Annotated in this window: 20 protein-coding genes and 1 pseudogene; 16 read left to right on the forward strand and 5 right to left on the reverse strand. The window is 45.1% G+C overall.

The window, feature by feature from the left end; all coding sequences use genetic code 11:
- The first annotated feature begins 228 nt into the window (after positions 1-228).
- Complete coding sequence (locus NC994_RS22375; RefSeq protein ID WP_199299396.1) at positions 229-1,149, forward strand: leucine-rich repeat domain-containing protein; 921 nt, start codon at positions 229-231, stop codon at positions 1,147-1,149.
- A 46-nt stretch (positions 1,150-1,195) separates the two neighbouring features.
- Here NC994_RS22375 and NC994_RS22380 read toward each other — a convergent pair whose 3' ends face one another.
- Positions 1,196-1,750 carry a recombinase family protein gene (locus tag NC994_RS22380; protein ID WP_190431475.1) on the reverse strand — a complete coding sequence of 185 codons (555 nt, stop codon included), beginning with the start codon at positions 1,748-1,750 and terminating at the stop codon, positions 1,196-1,198.
- 626 nt (positions 1,751-2,376) lie between these two features.
- Between NC994_RS22380 and NC994_RS22385 the strand changes: the two genes are divergently transcribed.
- The 3 genes from NC994_RS22385 to NC994_RS22395 all read left to right on the forward strand — a co-directional run bounded on the left by NC994_RS22385 (position 2,377) and on the right by NC994_RS22395 (position 6,628).
- On the forward strand, positions 2,377-4,893 hold the full coding sequence (locus tag NC994_RS22385) for a hypothetical protein (RefSeq protein WP_206753505.1): 2,517 nt from the start codon (positions 2,377-2,379) through the stop codon (positions 4,891-4,893).
- A gap of 322 nt (positions 4,894-5,215) precedes the next feature.
- The gene (locus NC994_RS22390) at positions 5,216-6,001 is read left to right on the forward strand and encodes a HEAT repeat domain-containing protein (protein ID WP_190431478.1); all 786 of its coding nucleotides are present in this window, start codon (positions 5,216-5,218) and stop codon (positions 5,999-6,001) included.
- Positions 6,002-6,478: 477 nt separating this feature from the next.
- Positions 6,479-6,628, forward strand: coding sequence for a hypothetical protein (locus NC994_RS22395; RefSeq protein WP_190431480.1), 150 nt, complete (start codon positions 6,479-6,481; stop codon positions 6,626-6,628).
- Between the two features lie 258 nt (positions 6,629-6,886).
- On the opposite strand, the pseudogene NC994_RS22400 reads toward NC994_RS22395, so the two are convergent.
- Positions 6,887-7,246: pseudogene (locus tag NC994_RS22400) on the reverse strand (tyrosine-type recombinase/integrase); the annotation flags it as partial.
- A gap of 247 nt (positions 7,247-7,493) precedes the next feature.
- Between NC994_RS22400 and NC994_RS22405 the strand changes: the two are divergent.
- From NC994_RS22405 to NC994_RS22425, 5 genes are all read left to right on the forward strand, one after another.
- Entirely contained in the window at positions 7,494-7,661 is a 168-nt protein-coding gene (locus tag NC994_RS22405) for a hypothetical protein (RefSeq protein ID WP_190431484.1), read from the forward strand.
- Entirely contained in the window at positions 7,662-7,967 is a 306-nt protein-coding gene (locus NC994_RS22410) for a fertility inhibition FinO-like protein (RefSeq protein ID WP_190431486.1), read from the forward strand.
- A gap of 45 nt (positions 7,968-8,012) precedes the next feature.
- The gene (locus tag NC994_RS22415) at positions 8,013-8,171 is read left to right on the forward strand and encodes a hypothetical protein (protein WP_190431488.1); all 159 of its coding nucleotides are present in this window, start codon (positions 8,013-8,015) and stop codon (positions 8,169-8,171) included.
- Between the two features lie 1,202 nt (positions 8,172-9,373).
- Positions 9,374-11,104, forward strand: a complete 1,731-nt coding sequence (locus NC994_RS22420) for a site-specific integrase (protein ID WP_190431490.1) — start codon at positions 9,374-9,376, stop codon at positions 11,102-11,104.
- A 275-nt stretch (positions 11,105-11,379) separates the two neighbouring features.
- Positions 11,380-11,568, forward strand: a complete 189-nt coding sequence (locus NC994_RS22425; RefSeq protein ID WP_190416021.1) for a hypothetical protein — start codon at positions 11,380-11,382, stop codon at positions 11,566-11,568.
- Positions 11,569-11,607: 39 nt separating this feature from the next.
- Here NC994_RS22425 and NC994_RS22430 read toward each other — a convergent pair whose 3' ends face one another.
- On the reverse strand, positions 11,608-11,940 hold the full coding sequence (locus NC994_RS22430) for a helix-turn-helix transcriptional regulator (RefSeq protein ID WP_190416020.1): 333 nt from the start codon (positions 11,938-11,940) through the stop codon (positions 11,608-11,610).
- Positions 11,941-12,054: 114 nt separating this feature from the next.
- On the opposite strand from NC994_RS22430, the gene NC994_RS22435 reads away from it, so the two are divergent.
- The 7 genes from NC994_RS22435 to NC994_RS22465 all read left to right on the forward strand — a co-directional run bounded on the left by NC994_RS22435 (position 12,055) and on the right by NC994_RS22465 (position 16,178).
- The gene (locus NC994_RS22435; protein WP_190431492.1) at positions 12,055-12,831 is read left to right on the forward strand and encodes a hypothetical protein; all 777 of its coding nucleotides are present in this window, start codon (positions 12,055-12,057) and stop codon (positions 12,829-12,831) included.
- Entirely contained in the window at positions 12,828-13,328 is a 501-nt protein-coding gene (locus tag NC994_RS22440) for a hypothetical protein (protein WP_190416018.1), read from the forward strand. Before NC994_RS22435 ends, NC994_RS22440 begins: the two co-directional genes overlap by 4 nt.
- Positions 13,325-13,546 (forward strand): hypothetical protein, encoded by a 222-nt coding sequence (locus NC994_RS22445; protein WP_190416017.1) that lies wholly within the window; start codon positions 13,325-13,327, stop codon positions 13,544-13,546. Before NC994_RS22440 ends, NC994_RS22445 begins: the two co-directional genes overlap by 4 nt.
- 129 nt (positions 13,547-13,675) lie before the next feature.
- A complete protein-coding gene (locus tag NC994_RS22450; RefSeq protein WP_190416016.1) occupies positions 13,676-14,506 on the forward strand; it encodes a DNA cytosine methyltransferase in 831 nt (276 codons plus the stop codon).
- A 31-nt stretch (positions 14,507-14,537) separates the two neighbouring features.
- A complete protein-coding gene (locus NC994_RS22455) occupies positions 14,538-14,987 on the forward strand; it encodes a hypothetical protein (protein ID WP_190431494.1) in 450 nt (149 codons plus the stop codon).
- A complete protein-coding gene (locus tag NC994_RS22460; RefSeq protein WP_190431497.1) occupies positions 14,935-15,213 on the forward strand; it encodes a hypothetical protein in 279 nt (92 codons plus the stop codon). Before NC994_RS22455 ends, NC994_RS22460 begins: the two co-directional genes overlap by 53 nt.
- Before the next feature lie 356 nt (positions 15,214-15,569).
- Entirely contained in the window at positions 15,570-16,178 is a 609-nt protein-coding gene (locus NC994_RS22465; RefSeq protein ID WP_190416014.1) for a hypothetical protein, read from the forward strand.
- A 591-nt stretch (positions 16,179-16,769) separates the two neighbouring features.
- Here NC994_RS22465 and NC994_RS22470 read toward each other — a convergent pair.
- On the reverse strand, positions 16,770-17,072 hold the full coding sequence (locus NC994_RS22470; protein WP_348225618.1) for a hypothetical protein: 303 nt from the start codon (positions 17,070-17,072) through the stop codon (positions 16,770-16,772).
- 44 nt (positions 17,073-17,116) lie between these two features.
- Positions 17,117-18,073: a tyrosine-type recombinase/integrase gene (locus NC994_RS22475; protein WP_190431498.1), complete on the reverse strand. Its 957-nt coding sequence runs from the start codon at positions 18,071-18,073 to the stop codon at positions 17,117-17,119.
- Between the last annotated feature and the right edge of the window lie 228 nt (positions 18,074-18,301).

The raw sequence follows: 18,301 nt of genomic DNA on the forward strand, positions 1-18,301 counted from the left end.
CCGAGCTGCTATGGATAATAATTACATGCTCAAGATTTTGGCTGCTTGTTTAACCCAAATTGATCAGAACTCTCAACCCGCTTGTCAATAGCATTTGAGATGCGCTTGCCCTGGTAGTATATCCTCAGTAGTTGAGGTAGTCAAAGTCGGGCAAGAAGACTTTTAAAACATCCTCTAACAGGTAAAAAGCTCCCATCCCTGCCAGTAGAAATTGGGCAACTGCGTTCTTTGACATATCTCTATCTGAGTAGCAACCTACTGGCATCCCTGCCAGTAGAAATTGGGCAACTGCATTCCTTGACAAATCTCGATCTGAGCTTCAACCAGTTCGCATCCCTACCGCCAGAAATTGGGCAACTCCATTCTTTGACAGAACTCAATCTGATTAGCAACAAGCTCACATCCCTGCCAGCAGAGATCGGACAACTGCATTCCTTGGAAAATCTCTATCTGAGCTTCAACCAGTTCGCATCCCTACCGCCAGAAATTGGGCAACTCCATTCTTTGACAGAACTCAATCTGATTAGCAACAAGCTCACATCCCTGCCAGCAGAGATCGGACAACTGCATTCCTTGGAAAATCTCTATCTGAACGTCAACCAACTGGCATCTCTGCCAGCAGAAATTGGGCAACTGCATTCCTTGAGAATTCTCAATCTGGTTGGCAACCCACTCGTATCCCTGCCAGCAGAGATCGAGCAACTGCATTCCTTGACTGTTCTCTATCTGAGTAGAAATTCCCTTCCAGATTTATCGCTGTTAGCTAACCATCCCAATCCAGAACTGAGGGTTTATTGTTTTGATGTTGACCTTCCTCGCCGCTATTGGACGCACCTGAACCAGTGGCAAGCTGAATGGCTGTTGACAGAATCCAATGCGGAAGTCCGACGAGTGTTAATTCAACAGATTGGCTACGAACGCATTTGTCAGGAGTTGGCGGCGCAAGCGATAGATACCTGGCGCGAATACACCCTGCTCAAAATTGATGCAGATATTGATGTCGAACCCATCCATCTGGTGAAAATGACCTGTCCCAGTACGAACCACCTTCACGTTCTGCGCGTTCCACCCGCTCTCACTTCTGCTAGAGAGGCAATACGTTGGGTTAATTGGGACGTTGACGCAGAAGCGTTTGCTGTAGAAACTTAGCTAGAGCTGTAGCAATTTCGTTTGTCTAATCTAAATTTACCTACCTTCACTTGAGATTCATTCGACGCCTATAATATGTGGCTTTCGAGATGCCGAGGGAGCGACAAATTTCTTCAATTGTGTCGGGGCTGTCGTCAGCCAACTTGATCGCGGTGAGAATTTTCTTGTCAGAGTGCTGCTCTCTCCTACCGCCCTTCTTCCCTCTAGATCGAGCAGCGGTTAACCCGGCATTCGTGCGCTCTCGAATAATTTGCCTTTCAAATTCCGCGATCGCTCCGAAGATGCTGAAGACCAACCTGCCGCCAGAGCTGGTCGTGTCAATTGCTTCTGTCAAACTGACAAACCCAATCCCTCTAGTGCTAAAGTTTTCAACCAGTGTCAGCAAATGTTTGAGAGATCGTCCAAGCCGATCGAGCCTCCAGACGATTAGCGTGTCACCTTCACGAAGCTGGTCAAGGCACTTGTCGAGTCCTGGTCTAGATTCCTTAGCGCCGGAAACAGTATCACTAAAAATCTTTTCGCACCCAGCTTTTTTTAAAGCGTCCTTCTGCAAATTCAAAGTTTGGTCATTGGAACTCACCCGACAGTATCCAATTTTCATTCAAAATGTCTCATAACTCATCTATTAATTGTCTCACGAGACATAGATAAAAAGACGGGTTATGAGACACGATGGAATAAGGGTTTGAGCCGTTTTTATGGAGGTGGAAAATCTGTCTCGTAAACGGTCGCTTGGGGGCAAACTACGCTGACTGCTCCCTTGCAGTGAATTTGAAAATATCTGGAAAGATTCCGGATAACCCACCTTCAGCAGCGTAGTATCTGGAAAGTTTCTACCTAAGTACTGAATTTGGGGTGTTTATGCTGCATCATTCTGCCTATCCACCCCAAATTGGGATCTTATATGAATGTTAGATCGACTATGAAACCTTTTGCATTGGCAACTTATAGCTACTTCGTTGGTAGCTAGCTTGCTGTATAAATCTGAAGAATTTCCGTGAAACTACATGAAAACTCTTCGGATGAATGAGAAGAGACTTGGCTAAATGCAACAGACTTAAATAGGAATTGAATATGAGACATTCTCGATTGTTTCACTTCACCACCACTGCCCTTCTAAGTTTATTCATATTCCTCCTACTGCACTTGTGGCAACCCTCAGTAGTCAATGGGCAAGAGAGTCTCAAAGATTCGCTGCGTTTTAACAACTCCCTGCCCAAAACTGAATTGTTTTCAGAAATTGATAGCTATTCTAAACAAGTAGCTAAATTTTTAGTAAAAAATGCTGATCAAAAAGATTTTGCTGCAACTCTAGATAATCAAGACCAATATGAAAAAGGTTTTTCTACTTCTAAGCAGCTACTGCCATTAAAACCCTTTTCCAACTGGAATAGATTTGGAAAAATTTTCCTGGATGCAGAGGGTAGATTTCGACTAGATGGTAATAAGCTCAAGCTCACAGGCAATAAAGCTTCTGCTGATGCAACGCTTAAGATTCGACACGACATTGTGCCCAGTATGCCACCTCATTTTAGTGTTCATTTTCATGGTGAAGCTTCCGATCAAAACATATTTTCAAACAAATCAAATGAGATAGGAAAAGTTGAGCTTACGTTTGAAGGATTACTGCTTAAAGGAGTTCCTAATTATCTTAGAAATAGCAATGTTGCTCAAAGAGAGTTTGAGAAATATGGGATTAAACTAGAAGCTGATAGCGATCCAAATAAAATCACAGATAAGGCTACATTAAAAAGAACATTAAGTGCATCTGGCCTCAGTGCGATTGACTTATACACGGCATCAAACGAACTTAAGAACGTTGAAACAAGGCTAGATGCAAACAAAAAACAAATATTGGAGTTACGGTCAACAATTGCTAATCTTAATGCACGAATAGAGCAAGCGCGCCAAGGAACAAATCCCGATAATATAGGGGAACTAGAAAAACGGCTTGGGGAATACCAAGCTCAACTTAAAAAACTTCAAGTAAATCCACTTTCATCAGTAGTGGATGCTGTAGTTGGTGGCAATAACGTATCAGAAGCTACATCCAACTTAAAGAAGGAAATTGCTGCTCTTGAAGAGCAAATAAGGCAAGCGCGTGTTACTTATAATGAGGCGCTTATACCTATTCTGCAAAATAATTTGAAAGGAGTTCAAGATAGACTTCAAGCTGAGCAGGACAGCCTACAAAAAAATATCGCTAGCAAGTATCAAACACTAGCAAGTATCCCCCTCACTACGGAATTTACTTGTGGACCTGAGTTTGTGCGGAAAGTTGAGTTCCCAATTGTTGAGCGAAAGGTATCAGTGAGTGGGCAAGGTAGTTCAGCCAAGGCTGGTGTTGGAGTTAGTGGGGATGTAGTGATTGATATTAGCAAACCAACTTGTAAAGCTACCCTTGTACCTCCCTTTAAGTTGCAGTCTTCTATTTATTCAGATGTCAGCATCACCTCAAGTAGCTACATTGGGGCACAGGCAAATGCCCAAGCAGAAATTGGTGTCAATTTCCAAGACAGTGCAAATGCGAGAAATAAGTATGGAGATTTTCAAATAAAGCTGTACAAGGTAGCGCTGGAAGAATCTGAAAAACAGGCAATTACAGAATTCGTCTATAAAACTATTGAAGATGCGAAAAAAGACCAAAAGGTGGTAGAGAGCCTTGCTAAGAAAATAGAGGTTGAAATGCTACCATCAATTGTCAACCCAGCTATAGATGGCTTAGTTGACTCTATCAATGTAGATACTTGTTCTTTGCTTGGGGGACAGATAAAAGACTTTAATAGACAGGCGAAAGGTGACATAAAGACACTATGGGATGTTTGTCGCGTTGGAAAACTAACAAAAATTCCTAAGCCAACTACAACATTAAATTTTGTAACAGCCAGGGAGGAAGAACTAAGGGGTAAAAGAAGACAACTAGGAGAATTGGAGGAGAAATTGTTAGGCAAACTAACTAGATTTGTAAATAGCGTAGATGTACTTTGTAATCCGAAAACTCCTAAACCAAGGGCTTTAAAAGATTCATGTCAGCGTAGAAGGGATCTCAATACAAATATTGAAAGATTGGCGAGAGAACTTTCACCGTTCAATACTCCTGAAAAATTGGCAGACCTAGAACGAAAATGGAAAGACTATAACATTCAGCAAACATACATCTTTGAGAAAAATGCCAAAGATAAGTTCCGAAATTTGATTAGAGATATCGCGAGCAATCACATCTTCCGAAAACTGGGAGATATAAATAGTAAATCAATTGCAAAAGCAATGCTCGAAAGAGCATGGGAGTTTGAGGAGACAGGTGGCAAGGTGAATGAATGGGTTGACTTGGGCAATGAAATTTTGCAAATGGGGAACCTGATTCCTGAACGCTTATCGATAGGTGTTTCAGCTTCTGCAAGAGCTGCATTGAGTACGACAGCAACTTTTCTAACAACTAGACCTGAGATTGCAAATACGTCAGAGCTTAAATTCAATAATGCAGAAAAACCTTTCCTTAGTACGGAATTTTCGGCTTATCAAAATGGACCCGATGCTAAAGAAGGAGTAATTGGTGGCTTTAATCCTCTTGGTATAAAGTTCACAATAAAACAGATTGTTTGTGTAGGCGGTAAAGTTAGCGGCTCGGATTGCTCATCTCCAAAAGCCAAAAAGATCCCTAAAGACTTTGGAAGAGATAAGCCTTGGTATATTGAATCAACGCCAGAAGCGTTTGAAAAGCTAGCTCCTGGGACAAAAATGTAATTAGGCAATCTCTTCTCAAGAAACTGAGCAGGATAGTCATAGACTAGCAAGTTGATACTACGCAACTTGAAGTAGTTTTTGGTTATCCTGCATGAGACAAGCATACTCAAAAAGTTCAATTTTCCCCTACATCGTTCCCTTTAAGGTCAATCTTATCTAATCGGAGTAACTAATGCTATCAGCATCTGGAAAGCTTGAGAGTAAGTTAACACTAGAGAATAAAGCCACAATAGTCTGGGTTTTAGCGCTATCTTTGTTGTTAGCTGCATTTTTTAGCTTTTGTCAAATTTTTAGACCTCCTTCTATAGCTAATCCAGTAGTTTTGTCAATTTCATCCCCTACAGAAGTTGAGCAACAAGTTCATTCTTGGTTGCTCAACTATTCAGACCTTAGCCAAGCACAAAACCGCCATAGCGCTTTTCGAGATCTCACAAGAATTCTGCAACAATATGAAAATGCTGCTCAGGAAGTTGAGCAGACGGTACTCTTAAACCGCAAGAGTAATATTAATCTACTTGCAGTAACCGTAGGTGCTTTATCCTCTCAAGGAACGCTTCAAGCACAACAGGCGTTATGCGCTACTCTACAGGTATTCCATAACAACACAGAGAAAGTGATGCTCTTATTGCCGCAGGTCATGTTGCTTGAAGAGCCGCAAGATTTCTTGTTTGATGAACTTCAAACTTTTATTCGTAAAAGCCACAATCCCATCCTTCGTGAGAATGCTGAATTAGCCCTTGCCGGGTTATCACGGCACGCTTATCAAGCTAATCAAGCCTTAGCTGAAAAAATTAATACCTGGCTAGAAGATAAGAAATCAACTCTATCCAAGAACTCTCAATCCCTGTCGGCATTCTTAGATCTACTAGGTAATACTGGAAGTAAACTATTTCTAGAAGATATCCTACAGGCAACGAATCACAAAGATCCTACTGTACGCGCTCATGCAGCTTTCGCTTTGCGGCTCTTTAAAGGCGATCAAATAGTCAAGACTCTAGAGCAACTTGCAGTTGATCAAAACTCAGAAGTTAAAACAAAAGCGATGGAAGCTTTGAGCTACTCCCATCTGGGCTATGGTAGTTTTGACGAAGCGGTGAACCCTGCGTAGTCCTGTCGAGTGCGCGATCTAATCGGGTCGCCGGAGGGTTTTCCCCTCCAACTCCCACAACACCCCACATGCGGGTTCGCATGTGGCGTTTCCTCAAAGAGGTTTAGACGGTTCAATTGCGAAGAACTGATGTCCAGGGCTGGCTTTTGCAATTAAGCGCCGACAATTTAAGCTACCCCGGTTGGGTTTATCGCCCCGTCAAGCTTTGCGGCTCTTCCCTGCTCTTTGAAGTTCGGCCCTTAGCCCTGTCTCACCCATTACGGTGAGCCTTTGACTACTATGGCCTCTGCTGACTTCTGCTCAATCATGCCTGACGTTTCCATCACACACGCTGCCTAAGCTGCCGTAGGGTTCTGTAGGTTGTCCATCCCTTTCAAGATGGCCCTCAATCAGACTCCCGTAGTCGCCAGACCGCCACTTGGGCAGATATCCCCAGATAAGAACAGGAACCTTTACTGCACAACTGCGCCATTTACCATGTCCTGTGAACCGAAGGATTTTGCTGTGTTGTGCCAACTCATCCTGGGGGTCTCGGCCTTCTATGACGTTTCTATCCGTCAGATGGCAGCTTTTGCCGCCAGCTTCCTCCAGACATTCCCTCGCGGGTTTGCCCTTGCTCTTGGCTAGTAGTTATCGTCGCTCGGATCGTCGAGTTGATCATTTGGACGTTGGTTCTCTCACATCTTGCACCAAGAAATGTTGATATGAAGCCCCTGTTCTTGGAGTAGAGGTTGCAATCGGAGGATGTCACTTAAGACTTTCCCGACTGGCGATCGCATTTTTGGCAGCGGTTCAGAAGTCTTGCTCGCTCAAACTAGAATTTTCGATTGAAGTTAACAGAGGATTTTCTTCCAATCCGGAATAGGTACACTTCTCTACTAGCGATCACGCTGCTGTCCGATCCGGTTCTACATCGTCATAAGTTTTTTTTTCAGCATAGGAGAGCATTGATAAGGCTGATACAGCACCTCTGACTTGTTCTGGGCGCACTTCCAAGTATTTTTGCAATTCTTCTAAGTTGCGGTGCTCGGACACTTCTTGAATGACTCGCAACGGGATGCCTGCATCGCTCATCTGGGTCAAGGCGGTGCGTCGAAAGCTGTGAGTGCTGACTCTCTCTATCCCTAGGTGCAGGCAAGCGTCTCTTAAAATTCTGGCGGCGGAGTCTGGGTTGAGGTGTCCTTGACCGTGGCGACCGGGGAATAAGAACCAGGTTCGAGGTGTGGGGTAGTAGTCAACTAACAATGACGGGGTCTGAGTAGTAACGGAACAGAAAGTCACGTTAAGAGGTGTACCAGTTGAACCTACTGAGAATTAGAAGCCTGAAACCCTTGATATTCCGTTCAAGATTTTTGTACCAAATAGCCTACAGTCTAATTGGTACGTCTCATTGAGACTGGAAAGCGCTTCTTGAAATGACTACTCGGTCAGTGTTTCAGCCTTAGCGTAAGTTTCTGTTCCATTACTACTCAACCCCCGGAACGAACAACCGATGTGTGTTCAACAGCTTACGGCATCTCTGGGTATAGTTACTAAGTTAGCAACGATTTCGGTGCGCCAAAATCTCGTGTTTAACCCCTTACGGCATCTCTGGGTGGATGTCACCAGCTTGCTGGATTTCTTACAAGGTTTAACACCTTACAGGATCAGTGGAGGATAAATGACAACTTCAGGAAAGCTTGAAATCACCATTAAAATCAGCGAATTTCCAACCGATGTAAAAACGGTTGAAAATGGCTGGAAGTCATTTGAAATTGATTGTGACGGGCGGCTTGTCAGCGTTACTGTTAAACCGAAAGTCTTTAAGAAGCTAGAACAGGCACAAGCCGAGTACCCCATGTGGGTGGCGGCGATCGCTGGAAAGATGGGTCAAACGAGTGAAAACGGCTTTGTGCTAGTAGAGCCAAACATCCAAGTTTTTGAGAAAAAGCCAAAGGAGCCAAAAGGGGCACTTGGGGTGGAGTGAGGCGCGATCGCTCAACTGATGAAGCCTAATGAAGCGTGATCACGTTTGTCACCTTCGGGTGATCGCTTATGGACTGCTGGGAAGTTCAACTTTTCACCTTCAGATACCCAAAGTACAGAGGCGGGTTTGAGGACTAATCACCTGCGTCTCATTACAAGTTTGATTAAGCAGTTTGACACCGCCAAGGAGATGGAGCAGCAGTAATCTGCCCAATTCTGGGAGGTTCGCTCTAGCGCGATCTCGCTCAAGCTTAATCTTTGCAATTTTTTGATAGTGTGTACTGTGCATCCCACGGAACCAGATAACAATCGCTGTTTCGACTTCCGACCCTCCTGCCTAGTGAAGCTAGAATTCGGAGCTCCGAATTCTAGCTTCACTCGTTATCTGGACAATAAATCCTCTGTTGAACCTCCTGAAATGTCGGTACAAAAAGGAATGAGGTTTGTTGATGAGGATCTGGTACTGGAGCAACCAACTTATGACGGCAGACCAGTGCCCACGCTGGAGCAACGATTCACACCAGAAGAAAAGCTATAGCTGCTGGATTATCACCCGCTGTTTACTGGCAGGTGTCCTCAGTACGAAATGCCCTTTGATATGAAGAACCCACCCTCAGCGCATTGGGACTGCGCCCACTGTGGTTGGGTAGATAATACTCTGTGAGCGATTGCGCTGATGTAAATTATCATGGGCAAACTCCAGCGGGTGGCTTAACGGGGTTATCTACTAAGGTTAAAAGTGTTTAGCGCTCATACCAAAAGTCGTCATTGTCTTTTCCATCAAAGTTACTTAGGACAAGTGGCAGTATCTTAAAGTTTTGAATTCAATTTTAAAAAAATCGCTCGCGCATCTGTTAAAGCCAGCCACTTTTAACCGCTCCGGCTTGATGAAAGTTTCGGGTGAAATCCAAAAACTGCGAGAGGAAAGTTGCAAGTCACTACATATTCATGAGCTGTATAACTACTCTCTAAAAATTAAGTTAAGTAGGTAGCAGCAAATATGGAGTTAAAAACAGGCAAAAGAGTGATTAAGGCCTTCTATCCTAATAATAGATAAAACATCTAGTAAACCAAGTCCTTGCCACTTAAATTAGCTAAAGGTTAAACTCTACAACAGCACCAATTAAATATCCAATCCCAAAAAGGGCGACTCTGCATTAAGCCGCCCTTTTTGCTTTTTAAGCTCAACGAGTTTCTTTGAAATCGTTAGTATTTTAGCCAAAATAGCTGTGATAAATATTCATGAAAATATTTATCACATTGGGTATCTGCTCAAAAGCTCAAAACTTGCTTACTTAAAGCGTTTCGAGGTTTTTTATTCCTAAAAAATTAGCTTCGTTTGTGGTGAAAGGAACCTGTTGGCTTTTAATGTATTATGTAATAAATACTTGCATTTGGGAAAATCAAATGACCTTGCCCGTTAACCATCCGAAAACTGCCGCAGATGTTTATCAACTTTATTGCGGTCATCTTAAATCGTCACATCCGGATGCAAAAAATGATATGACAGCACTGATTCGTACTTCTTTAATTCGCTTTACTTTACCCAAATGGGGATTCCCTTTACCGGAGCGAAAAAAGCTCACTCAAGAAGATGTTAACGCAGGCTTGGAATTTATGAAAAAGATTCCTATTCATGAATTGGAACACGCTCTTGAATATCAACAAGAAGTTTTTGCCAGTTTGGGAAATCCTGCTAGCTCTCGCACTTATCGCTTGCATCTCAAAAGACTGCTAACTTGGTGTCGTCAGCAGCCTTGGTGGAAAGGCTCTACCCGAACGAATGCTAGCAAATATTGTCCCCCTATTCGGAACAAAAGAGGCCGAGTCAACGATAATGTTCGGGTCACTGATAGAAAGCTAACAATAAATTCCCCACATTTTTTTTATGGGTTAAAGCCATCGGAAATTTCCCCAAAATTACAAGCCTCTCTCGACGATTTTTTGAAGTTTCAGACTGACTTGATGGGTAGCCACAAACGCCAAAATGGACCTTTGCGTTTGCCTAGCGCTCAAAGTCACGTTAATGTAGCAAAAAGATTGTTAGGCTGGCTTCATTATTACAAGGGCGTACCCCTGGAAAAGTTAAACCTGAAACAGCTCATTTCTGCTAGTGGCTTAACGCCTAACGGTAAGCGAAATGAAAAGGCTATCGATAAAACGATGGAATTGATTTACCAACACCTGCAATGGTTACGCGAGATCCGCGAGGCAGCACCAAGTACTGAGGTGAAAGTTGTGGAAGCTGCTGTGGCAATCGCTAAGTTTCTCTATCACAAGGAATCTAACTATCAATCTCGCGAGGCGGTTTCAAACAAACGGGTTGGATACAAAGATATTCCGATTATTGAGGAATTGCGGCAATTACAATCCAACATTATGGTACGGGTTCACAATACGCCTCGCAAATCTGATGAATCGAAAAAATGGATTGACTGGGGCACTTTCCGAGCTTGTGTGGAACGTTTGCTAGAAGAATGTGCACCTCGAAATAAATCTGGTCAGAAACGTTCGGAGCGAACTGTAGCTCAAAGTCATCAAATCGCTTTAATTTTTCTGGTGCTAAGTTTTTTCCCTGATCGAGGGCGCACGATTCGGGAATTAGAGTTAGGACGAACTTTAATTAATCGGGATGATAAGTGGTTCATTGAACACAGTGCTGCTGACTTTAAAACTGGAAATAGCTACTGCAAGAATGGTCAGAAACGAATTGTTGAGCTTCCAGCGAATGTTTATCCGTTGCTTGAGGAGTGGTTGTCTCAATGGCGGCAGGTTTTCAAACCAACTCATCCCTATGTTTTCACCCAACCCAATGGGAAACCGATGTCTGATACTTCCCTGTACAGCTATGTCCGGAAACGAGTTTATCGGTTGACGGGTCAGGCTTTTACACCCCATATGGTCAGGGATGCAATTGTCACTCATCTGAAACTCTCTGGTACGTCAGATCAGGTGCTGACGGCTTTAGCTGATCTGATGGCTCACTCGCCAGAAATGCAGAGGAAGGTCTACGACCGTCGTACTCCCCAACAAAAAGTGGCTCCTGCACTAATGGCGTTGCAATCTTTACCTACAGGTTCTTTGCCTCCACCGCCACCTCTATCTGTCAAAAATCTTTCAGACGCAGAGGGTTCATAATTGACCTGATACTATTTTGCTCAATGCTTGCTACACCTCCAGTGAAGGCAGGCAGAAAATAATTTACTAGGAGGACTCCTAGTAAATTATTTCAAGCAGGTGGGCTGGGTAGCTGAAACAATCACGATTTGTTAGAGGTTCGGAGCCATCCAGTTGCGCCTCACTCAAGCAATTTAGGAAGCCTCTACGAATGCATTGTCTGGAAACATCTCGGTATAAGGTCTCATCCTCATAGTGTTAAAAGTGCTGCAACAACTCACTACGAGAAGAAAGAGATGACTGATGCTCAGACTAAGTTTTTAGCAACTATCAAAAGCCACAGCCCTCAAATGCAGGATAGTCCTGCATACAACAAGACAAAAGCTTTGGACAAAACAAAGTTGGCGTCGGAAATGATTATTAATGAGTTCCTCGAAGAGTTTGGTCTTGATCCTAATGAATACGGCCTTTACTCGAATCACTAACTTCTCCACTGCGATCCCGGAGTCGCCCATCATTGCTATTCATGCATTTACCAGATTAGTGTCTCTAGTTTGGTTGGGGGGTTTATTGAATCGCTTTGCTACGAGTATTAACAAATCTGAAACTTCTGCATCGTCCATTGATGCGATTGCAGCCTCTAAATTTGCGCTACCCATTAATCCAAAAAAGTAATCTTTGACTTCGTTAGGGAGAGCAGCAAGGAGCTTTTCTAAGCTATCACTATAAATCCGCTGTTTCCCGTTTCTAAAGCCGCTAATCATTTGCTGACTTACGCCAGATTGCTCAGACAACCACTTAGCGCTGATGCCATATCGATCAAGAGTTTTGTCGAGAGCATTAGAAAAATTCATCATAGTAATTCAGTAATTACTGCATTACCCTATATGATAATTCAGGAGCTACTTAATTTTTTTACTTCTTTTGTTAACAACAATTATGCCACGAAAATCCAATTCAGGGGGGCAAGGATGAGTGAACAATACTATCGTCTGACCCTGGAGGATGCGATCGCTAAATACAGCAGCGGCGACATTACCGCTAAGGGATTGCTTCACTTTTATATTCTCATCAAGTGCAAACCTGGCTGGAAGCTCAGGCTTGAGCAGAGCAGAGTTTGCAGCGAATTAGGCATTCAAAAATCAGCTTTCTACGGGGCGATAAGCCGTCTCAGAGAAGAGGGTTCTATTGATTGGGAAGCACCTAAAGGGATCGTTGTTTCATTGTCAACAAGCGCAGTTTTCCGCGAATGCGGAAAAGAGTCCACGATTGCGGAAACTGAGTCCACGATTGCGGAAACTGAGTCCACGATTGCGGAAACTGAGTCCACGATTGCGGAAAAGAATTTCTCGAAAAGTCCTTCTGGTGAGGCATTTGGCGATCCTCCAAATTCTTATCAACTTTTTATTAACTCTCTCTCAGAGGTAGAGAGAGAAAGTTTTTTAGAGTTTGGAAGAAAGAGGGCAGGTCAGTTGCCGAAACCTCCGGAATTGCCCGACAGATGGATCGCTGCCAATTGGGAAGAATTAAATCAGCTATGGCTTAAGCAGCTGTCACCGTCGCAGATGCCAGCGGTGAACAAACAAAAGTGGGCAAGTGACCCTCGCCGCGACGAATGGATCGCCCAAATTCGCCAAGGTAAACCGCGCTGGATTGCTCAAGGTGAGCCAGCACTTACCAGAGATGAGCGGAAAGCTTTTGCAGAGTGGGCTGATGCTAGCGGATTAATTTGGGGGGCTGAGTCATGAATCTCCCAAAACTTCCTCGTGACATTATTCGCCCGGAAGATGAGCCGGGGCGGGATAAAGAACTGTGGCAACCAAACTGGCGTTGTTTCTGTTGCCATGACACGGGCACAATTCAAACCTACCTGGTGCAAATGGTGATTGAAGATTACCGCTGGGACACTGACCGAATTCCGGTTTGCCAGAATCCCAGCTGCGTTGCTGCTTCAAACATTAGCCAGGGACTTGAGCCTTATCTGGATTATCGGCTAGACGCTGCAATATGCCAGCAACTTGACTTAATCGACCGCGATGGCTGGCGCGAGACGCTGCGAGATGTAAATCAGCGACGGCTGAATGTTCAAGCCGTGGCTCAAAAGATGAGTTTGAGAAAGAGTGATCGCACTTCAACGGAAGAGATGGAAGCTCGCCAGCGCCACTCCGCAGCTAGAGACGGCTGGGGCAGTGAAGTACAAAACGATGATGAACGTCAATGGCTTGCAGGGAGAAACGCAGAATGACACACGAAACACCGGATTTTAATTGCACTAATATTCGCTTTTTTGACGATCGCTCGGAGGCTATCCGTTACGAGATTTTAGCCGATGGTACTTGCTCATACTGTGGGCGCGAAGCGAAGTTTATCAAACTCCCCGATGGTGATGAAAGCCAGAGCAATTCTTGTAAGTCCTGCGATTCATTTAATGAAGAATTGCCCTCTGAGAGGTTCTATGACTAACCACATAGCGGGGCTTAAGGTAGGCGATCGCGTTGAGGGCTGGTGTCCGAAGTCCCGTTGTTGGGTAAAGGTTTCGGTGGATCGCGTATCTGCAAAATCATTTCAGGGCACTGATAAACATCTCGAAAAATGGACAGGGCTAACACAGTGGAGAGAACCCAGCAATTCACCCAACTTGACTTCTGTTCCGGCGTCGGGGCAGGCTTCGCTCTCGCCGGATTGCAACTCGGTTTCGACCTCGTTGGACTCTGCGAGAACAATCTCTACTGCCGCGACATCCTCAGCAAGCGATACCCTAGACGCACAATCCTTGGAGATATCAAGCATCTGGACTGGACAAATATCAAATACAGCTGCATCACTGATGCTGACATCATCACAGCCTCGCCACCATGCCAGCCTTTCTCAGTCCAGGGAAAGCGTAAAGGAGCCGATGACGAGCGAGATTGTTTCCCCGCCGTCATCAGAGCGATCGCAGCAGTGCAGCCCAGATTTTTCTGCATTGAGAACGTGCCCGGATTACTTAGCTGCCCTTTTAAACCCGGATGGGCAAGTGGCTCATACTTTGAAATCCTCGCTGGAGCTATTGAACAAATCGGCTACAGGTGGGAAAAACTTCTTATCAGCAGCGGACACTTTGGATCGCCCTTCCTTAGAGAGCGGGTACTTTTGGTTGGAATCTCCAGGGGGCTTAAGTTCGACTGGGGAAGGGCGACCACCTGGACAGACCAGGTTAGAGAGTTTTTTGAGAGAGAACGGGCTTCTCAACAAGGGCGAGGTATTAGACCCGGCTACCCTAAGCGATTGGTACAACATCCCGAAGAATTGGCTAGACCCCTTGGAGTTCCGAGCGGCAGCGGAACTATTAGAAGCCAGAGAGCAGCAGCTGGAAATCTTCTCGATCCTAGAGTCGCCGCCGTCGCCCTCCGTCGAGTCTTGTACTTGTCATCACTCTGTTGATGGTTGTGAGGCTTGCGGCTGGTTTACCACCGTGCGGTGGAACGAAAGGGACGGCTGGGGCGATGAACCGCTAGATCCCGATGATGTCTGGAGAATAGGCGATCGTGTCCGTTGGCGGAAGGGCTTACAGCAATTTGGCACAGTTCAGGGATTGCAGCAGCAGGAGCTACTAGGAGGTAAGTTACCCCTGATAGTTGTTCGCTGGGATGGTTTTGATAGCGATGTCCTCATTCCAGCAGAGCAACTTTGGCGGGTTTGGAATACGGACCGAGCGCAACCTAAAACTAATTCCCCAGAACCGACTAGAAAGCGATCGCCTAAAGGAACTCGTCAGCCAGGGCGATGTGACAAAGGGCAAGCTAATCCATCAGGCAGAATCGAGCTTCAAACTAAGCATAAAAAACTCAGTTCTGGGGAATTAAAAACTTATGAATACAACCTCTACCGTTATCAACTGGGAGGCAGAGGAAAGGTTTACTAAAGGGCAAGCTAATCCATCAGGCAGAATCGAGCTTCAAACTAAGCATAAAAAACTCAGTTCTGGGGAATTAAAAACTTATGAATACAACCTCTACCGTTATCAACTGGGAGGCAGAGGAAAGGTTTACTCTAAGGTCATCCCGATTGGGAAACTTGAAGAAGTTCGGGAAGCGATCGCAGCGGGTCATCCCGCCGCGATAATTGTTAGTTGGTTTTGGGGTAAATAATGGGCTACAAGCTCAGCATCAATATCAATAATTGCTCCAGAGCTGGCAGGGCAATTCCTTGTAATAACTCACAATTTCTGGCTGTAAAGCAGATGAAAAGACGATTCCTGCTGAAGGAAGTCTCCTTTCATTCAATGAATCGCCTCTGTATTAAAGGTTTATTGAGTTGGAAGCATGATGTAGCAAGGTTTGTAAGTCACTCCCACGAAGATACCCTGTAACCAATTGCAAAGGGTTTTGTATGGACACTACTGTTTCCATCAGTTTGAGGACATTTTAGAGTGGCTATTTTGTCCAGTTGTCCACTGGACAAAATAAAATATGTCCAGTGGACAACTGGACAAGTTGAGATAATAATGGAAAATTTGATTAGTGTTAGCAGCTTACAAGAACGCTACAACCTAAGCAGCAGGCAGGCTGTAGACGATAGGATTAAGGGCTTAAACATCCAGAAGCCAGCACGAGGGAAGATTTCTCAAGAGCAACTGGACAAACTGGACAAACTGGACAAGTATTTAAAAACTGGGGGCAAGATTGAGAATTTTGCCCAGCCAGTAGAGGCTGAAATCCAGCAACTCCAAAGGATTTCAGCCGATGAGCGGGAATTGTCCACCGGGCAACTGGACAAGCCTGCATTGTCCAGTGGACAACTGGACAAGTCGTCAGACAATTTTATTGAACTGGTGCGAGAGATTGCCGCAGCACTGAAGCCAGTGGCACCACCAATGGAGCCGCTGCTATATCTCAAAGAATTGGAAAGGGCTGCGGCTGCTGGCTGGCTTCTCTCTACTGACCAAGTGACGAAACTCGTAGGGGTTAAGCCAATTACTAAATATGGTAAACACACTTTTATTCGTGGCTCCTTTGCCTTTTCTAAAATTCCCCTCAATGATGAGGGGGGCAAGCCTAGATTTAAAAAGATTGGCAGTCACACTGCTTGGCGCGTTTCCAAGGTTGTTGAATAGGCATTTAAAAAGCTCCTTAATCGGGGCTTTCATTTTTAGTCTGGTTCTGGGGAATTACGCTTTAGTCTTTTGTCCCATCTCTCAAACCTCTTAGTCGCGTCTTAGGTGAAAGCAATTTGCTATTTCGTCGGTAGAAGCTATCTTAATGTCCGTCAGCTCAGTAACTTTTATGTCGTTAGCAAATGAGGCTTTATTAGACCATGACCATGAGTAGCCATCGCGATGATACTGAAATCAGCGTACACGTGGACAATTAGTAAGGTAATAGCCAAGTGCAAGACAAGCAGAAACAGGAGCTAAAGGAAAAATAGCAAGCCTAAAATCAAAAGGCCCGCTAGTGTTAAGCAATGTATTAACGTGTTCTGCTAGTCGCGTCTGTATACTTTGCCATGACTCTTATCAGGTTCTACTCTAACAACGAGGGGATCGCCTGAAGGAAAATCTGGAATGAGGGCGGCTATTAGGCTATTGCAGGTTCTAAGCCAAATGGGTGTGAACCTTGTAGAAGTATCGTTGCCCATCCTGTAGTGATTCTGCCGCGCTCAGGTAAGCTGTTTCGTACCCAGGCTTCGTGGTCGCTACGAAGTTGCTTTATATACTTAACTGAGTTTGTATTTTTTTGCCCATCAAGACGGGTATGACAGTTTTGACAAAGCAAAATGAGATTGTCGTATTCATCCCGCTCTTTTTAGCCAGGGTTTTGTTTGCACGTGGACCTGAATCACTTGAGGCTTCTATATGCGCTATTTCACCAATGATGACGATAGTGTCGTAGTCGGTAGCATCTGCATACAGTTCAATTCGATAGGATGGAACTGCATAACGCCCCGCAGCACGCCCCCAAAGAATTTTTAGCGTCCGGTTACTGTAGCTTCGTCCTGACTTTTGGGTCATTACCCCTTCAAACGACATAACTAAAGGATGAAGCGATCGCACCTTCACCCTCGCCGAGTGTAAGGAATCTCCAACCGCTCCACAGCTTTACGCTTCGTTTCTTCCCCGCGTCGGTCATACTTGGCAGTGGTCACGGGTGAAGCGTGTCCTGCGAGTTTCTGCACCGTGACAATATCAGTCCCAGCATCAAGGAGGTCTGAGCAGAACGTCCTTCTAAAATCGTGGGGAGAAAATGCTGCTACAAGAGCTTCATTCGCGCGTTTTTGCACAATCAATAACACCGCTTGGGGAGTCATCCGTCGCCGTTCCACCCGTCCGCCTTTCCTGATGGGACATAATAGCGGACCCGGTGACAAGCCTCTGACAACAAGCCAATCTTCCACGAGAGCGCTCGCTACACTCGACAGATACACAGTTCTATCTTTCCCCCCCTTCCCATCGCGCACTTCCAGCTGACCGCGGCTGGCGTTAAAGTCCTTCAAATCCAGATTTACCGCTTCAGCCCGACGCAATCCAGCGCCCCTCAAAATAGCGATGAGTGCCGCATCTCTAGCACCCGTGGGTGTTGCGTCATCAACGCACACCTGAAAGAGCGCAGCAATTTCATCCTGACTCAGTGCCCGTCCTCTGAGTCCTTTTTTGACCGCTACGCTCGGAAAATCCACCGCATGAGCATAATCAGTCGCATCCATCAAATCCAATCTCAGCGCCTCTTTGAGCACTCTTCTCAACGCACACAGCATCTTATTCACTGTCGCCGGGGCGTATCGTTTCATCAGCGCCGTGCGGATAGCCGCAGTATTCTGATAGCGCAGCGCTGCCCAATTCAGTGTCATCGCATCGCACTGATTGTTCGTCAAGAGAGATGCGATCGCATCGAGTGCGTGCTGCATCGTCGGTCTGGAACCATCCGCCAGTCCGTCCAAATATACCGCCGCCGGGTGTTGAGTCAGTGGCAGCGGTATTGTCAGCACCAGAGTTTTCGCAGCTAGGCGACTCATTTACTTATCAGAAGTAACATTCTAGAAAGCTATTTAATCACCTTCGTTACCCGAAGCGAACTAAAGAAAGGGGAGCGATCACAATCTTATACTAGCCATCGGATGCTGATTTTAGTTGGTCGATAAGTTCTGAATTGTTCATTGAATTGCCAAGTGCGATCGCACCTCACACACTATCATCCATCCACCCGCACTCCGGACAATCCCAATGTACCAGGGGTGTACAGT

The sequence above is a fragment of the Trichocoleus sp. AS-A1 genome (genome assembly GCF_039962015.1).
Lineage (GTDB): Bacteria > Cyanobacteriota > Cyanobacteriia > Cyanobacteriales > FACHB-T130 > FACHB-T130.

What these genes read in the sequence shown, in the direction of transcription:
- NC994_RS22380 (WP_190431475.1), bottom strand. Translation starts at nt 1,750, where the DNA reads ATGAAAATTGGATACTGTCGGGTGAGTTCCAATGACCAAACTTTGAAT.
- NC994_RS22395 (WP_190431480.1), top strand. Translation starts at nt 6,479, where the DNA reads ATGTCCTGTGAACCGAAGGATTTTGCTGTGTTGTGCCAACTCATCCTG.
- NC994_RS22405 (WP_190431484.1), top strand. Translation starts at nt 7,494, where the DNA reads ATGTGTGTTCAACAGCTTACGGCATCTCTGGGTATAGTTACTAAGTTA.
- NC994_RS22410 (WP_190431486.1), top strand. Translation starts at nt 7,662, where the DNA reads ATGACAACTTCAGGAAAGCTTGAAATCACCATTAAAATCAGCGAATTT.
- NC994_RS22420 (WP_190431490.1), top strand. Translation starts at nt 9,374, where the DNA reads ATGACCTTGCCCGTTAACCATCCGAAAACTGCCGCAGATGTTTATCAA.
- NC994_RS22425 (WP_190416021.1), top strand. Translation starts at nt 11,380, where the DNA reads ATGACTGATGCTCAGACTAAGTTTTTAGCAACTATCAAAAGCCACAGC.
- NC994_RS22430 (WP_190416020.1), bottom strand. Translation starts at nt 11,940, where the DNA reads ATGATGAATTTTTCTAATGCTCTCGACAAAACTCTTGATCGATATGGC.
- NC994_RS22435 (WP_190431492.1), top strand. Translation starts at nt 12,055, where the DNA reads ATGAGTGAACAATACTATCGTCTGACCCTGGAGGATGCGATCGCTAAA.
- NC994_RS22440 (WP_190416018.1), top strand. Translation starts at nt 12,828, where the DNA reads ATGAATCTCCCAAAACTTCCTCGTGACATTATTCGCCCGGAAGATGAG.
- NC994_RS22445 (WP_190416017.1), top strand. Translation starts at nt 13,325, where the DNA reads ATGACACACGAAACACCGGATTTTAATTGCACTAATATTCGCTTTTTT.
- NC994_RS22450 (WP_190416016.1), top strand. Translation starts at nt 13,676, where the DNA reads ATGGACAGGGCTAACACAGTGGAGAGAACCCAGCAATTCACCCAACTT.
- NC994_RS22460 (WP_190431497.1), top strand. Translation starts at nt 14,935, where the DNA reads ATGAATACAACCTCTACCGTTATCAACTGGGAGGCAGAGGAAAGGTTT.
- NC994_RS22465 (WP_190416014.1), top strand. Translation starts at nt 15,570, where the DNA reads ATGGAAAATTTGATTAGTGTTAGCAGCTTACAAGAACGCTACAACCTA.
- NC994_RS22470 (WP_348225618.1), bottom strand. Translation starts at nt 17,072, where the DNA reads ATGACCCAAAAGTCAGGACGAAGCTACAGTAACCGGACGCTAAAAATT.
- NC994_RS22475 (WP_190431498.1), bottom strand. Translation starts at nt 18,073, where the DNA reads ATGAGTCGCCTAGCTGCGAAAACTCTGGTGCTGACAATACCGCTGCCA.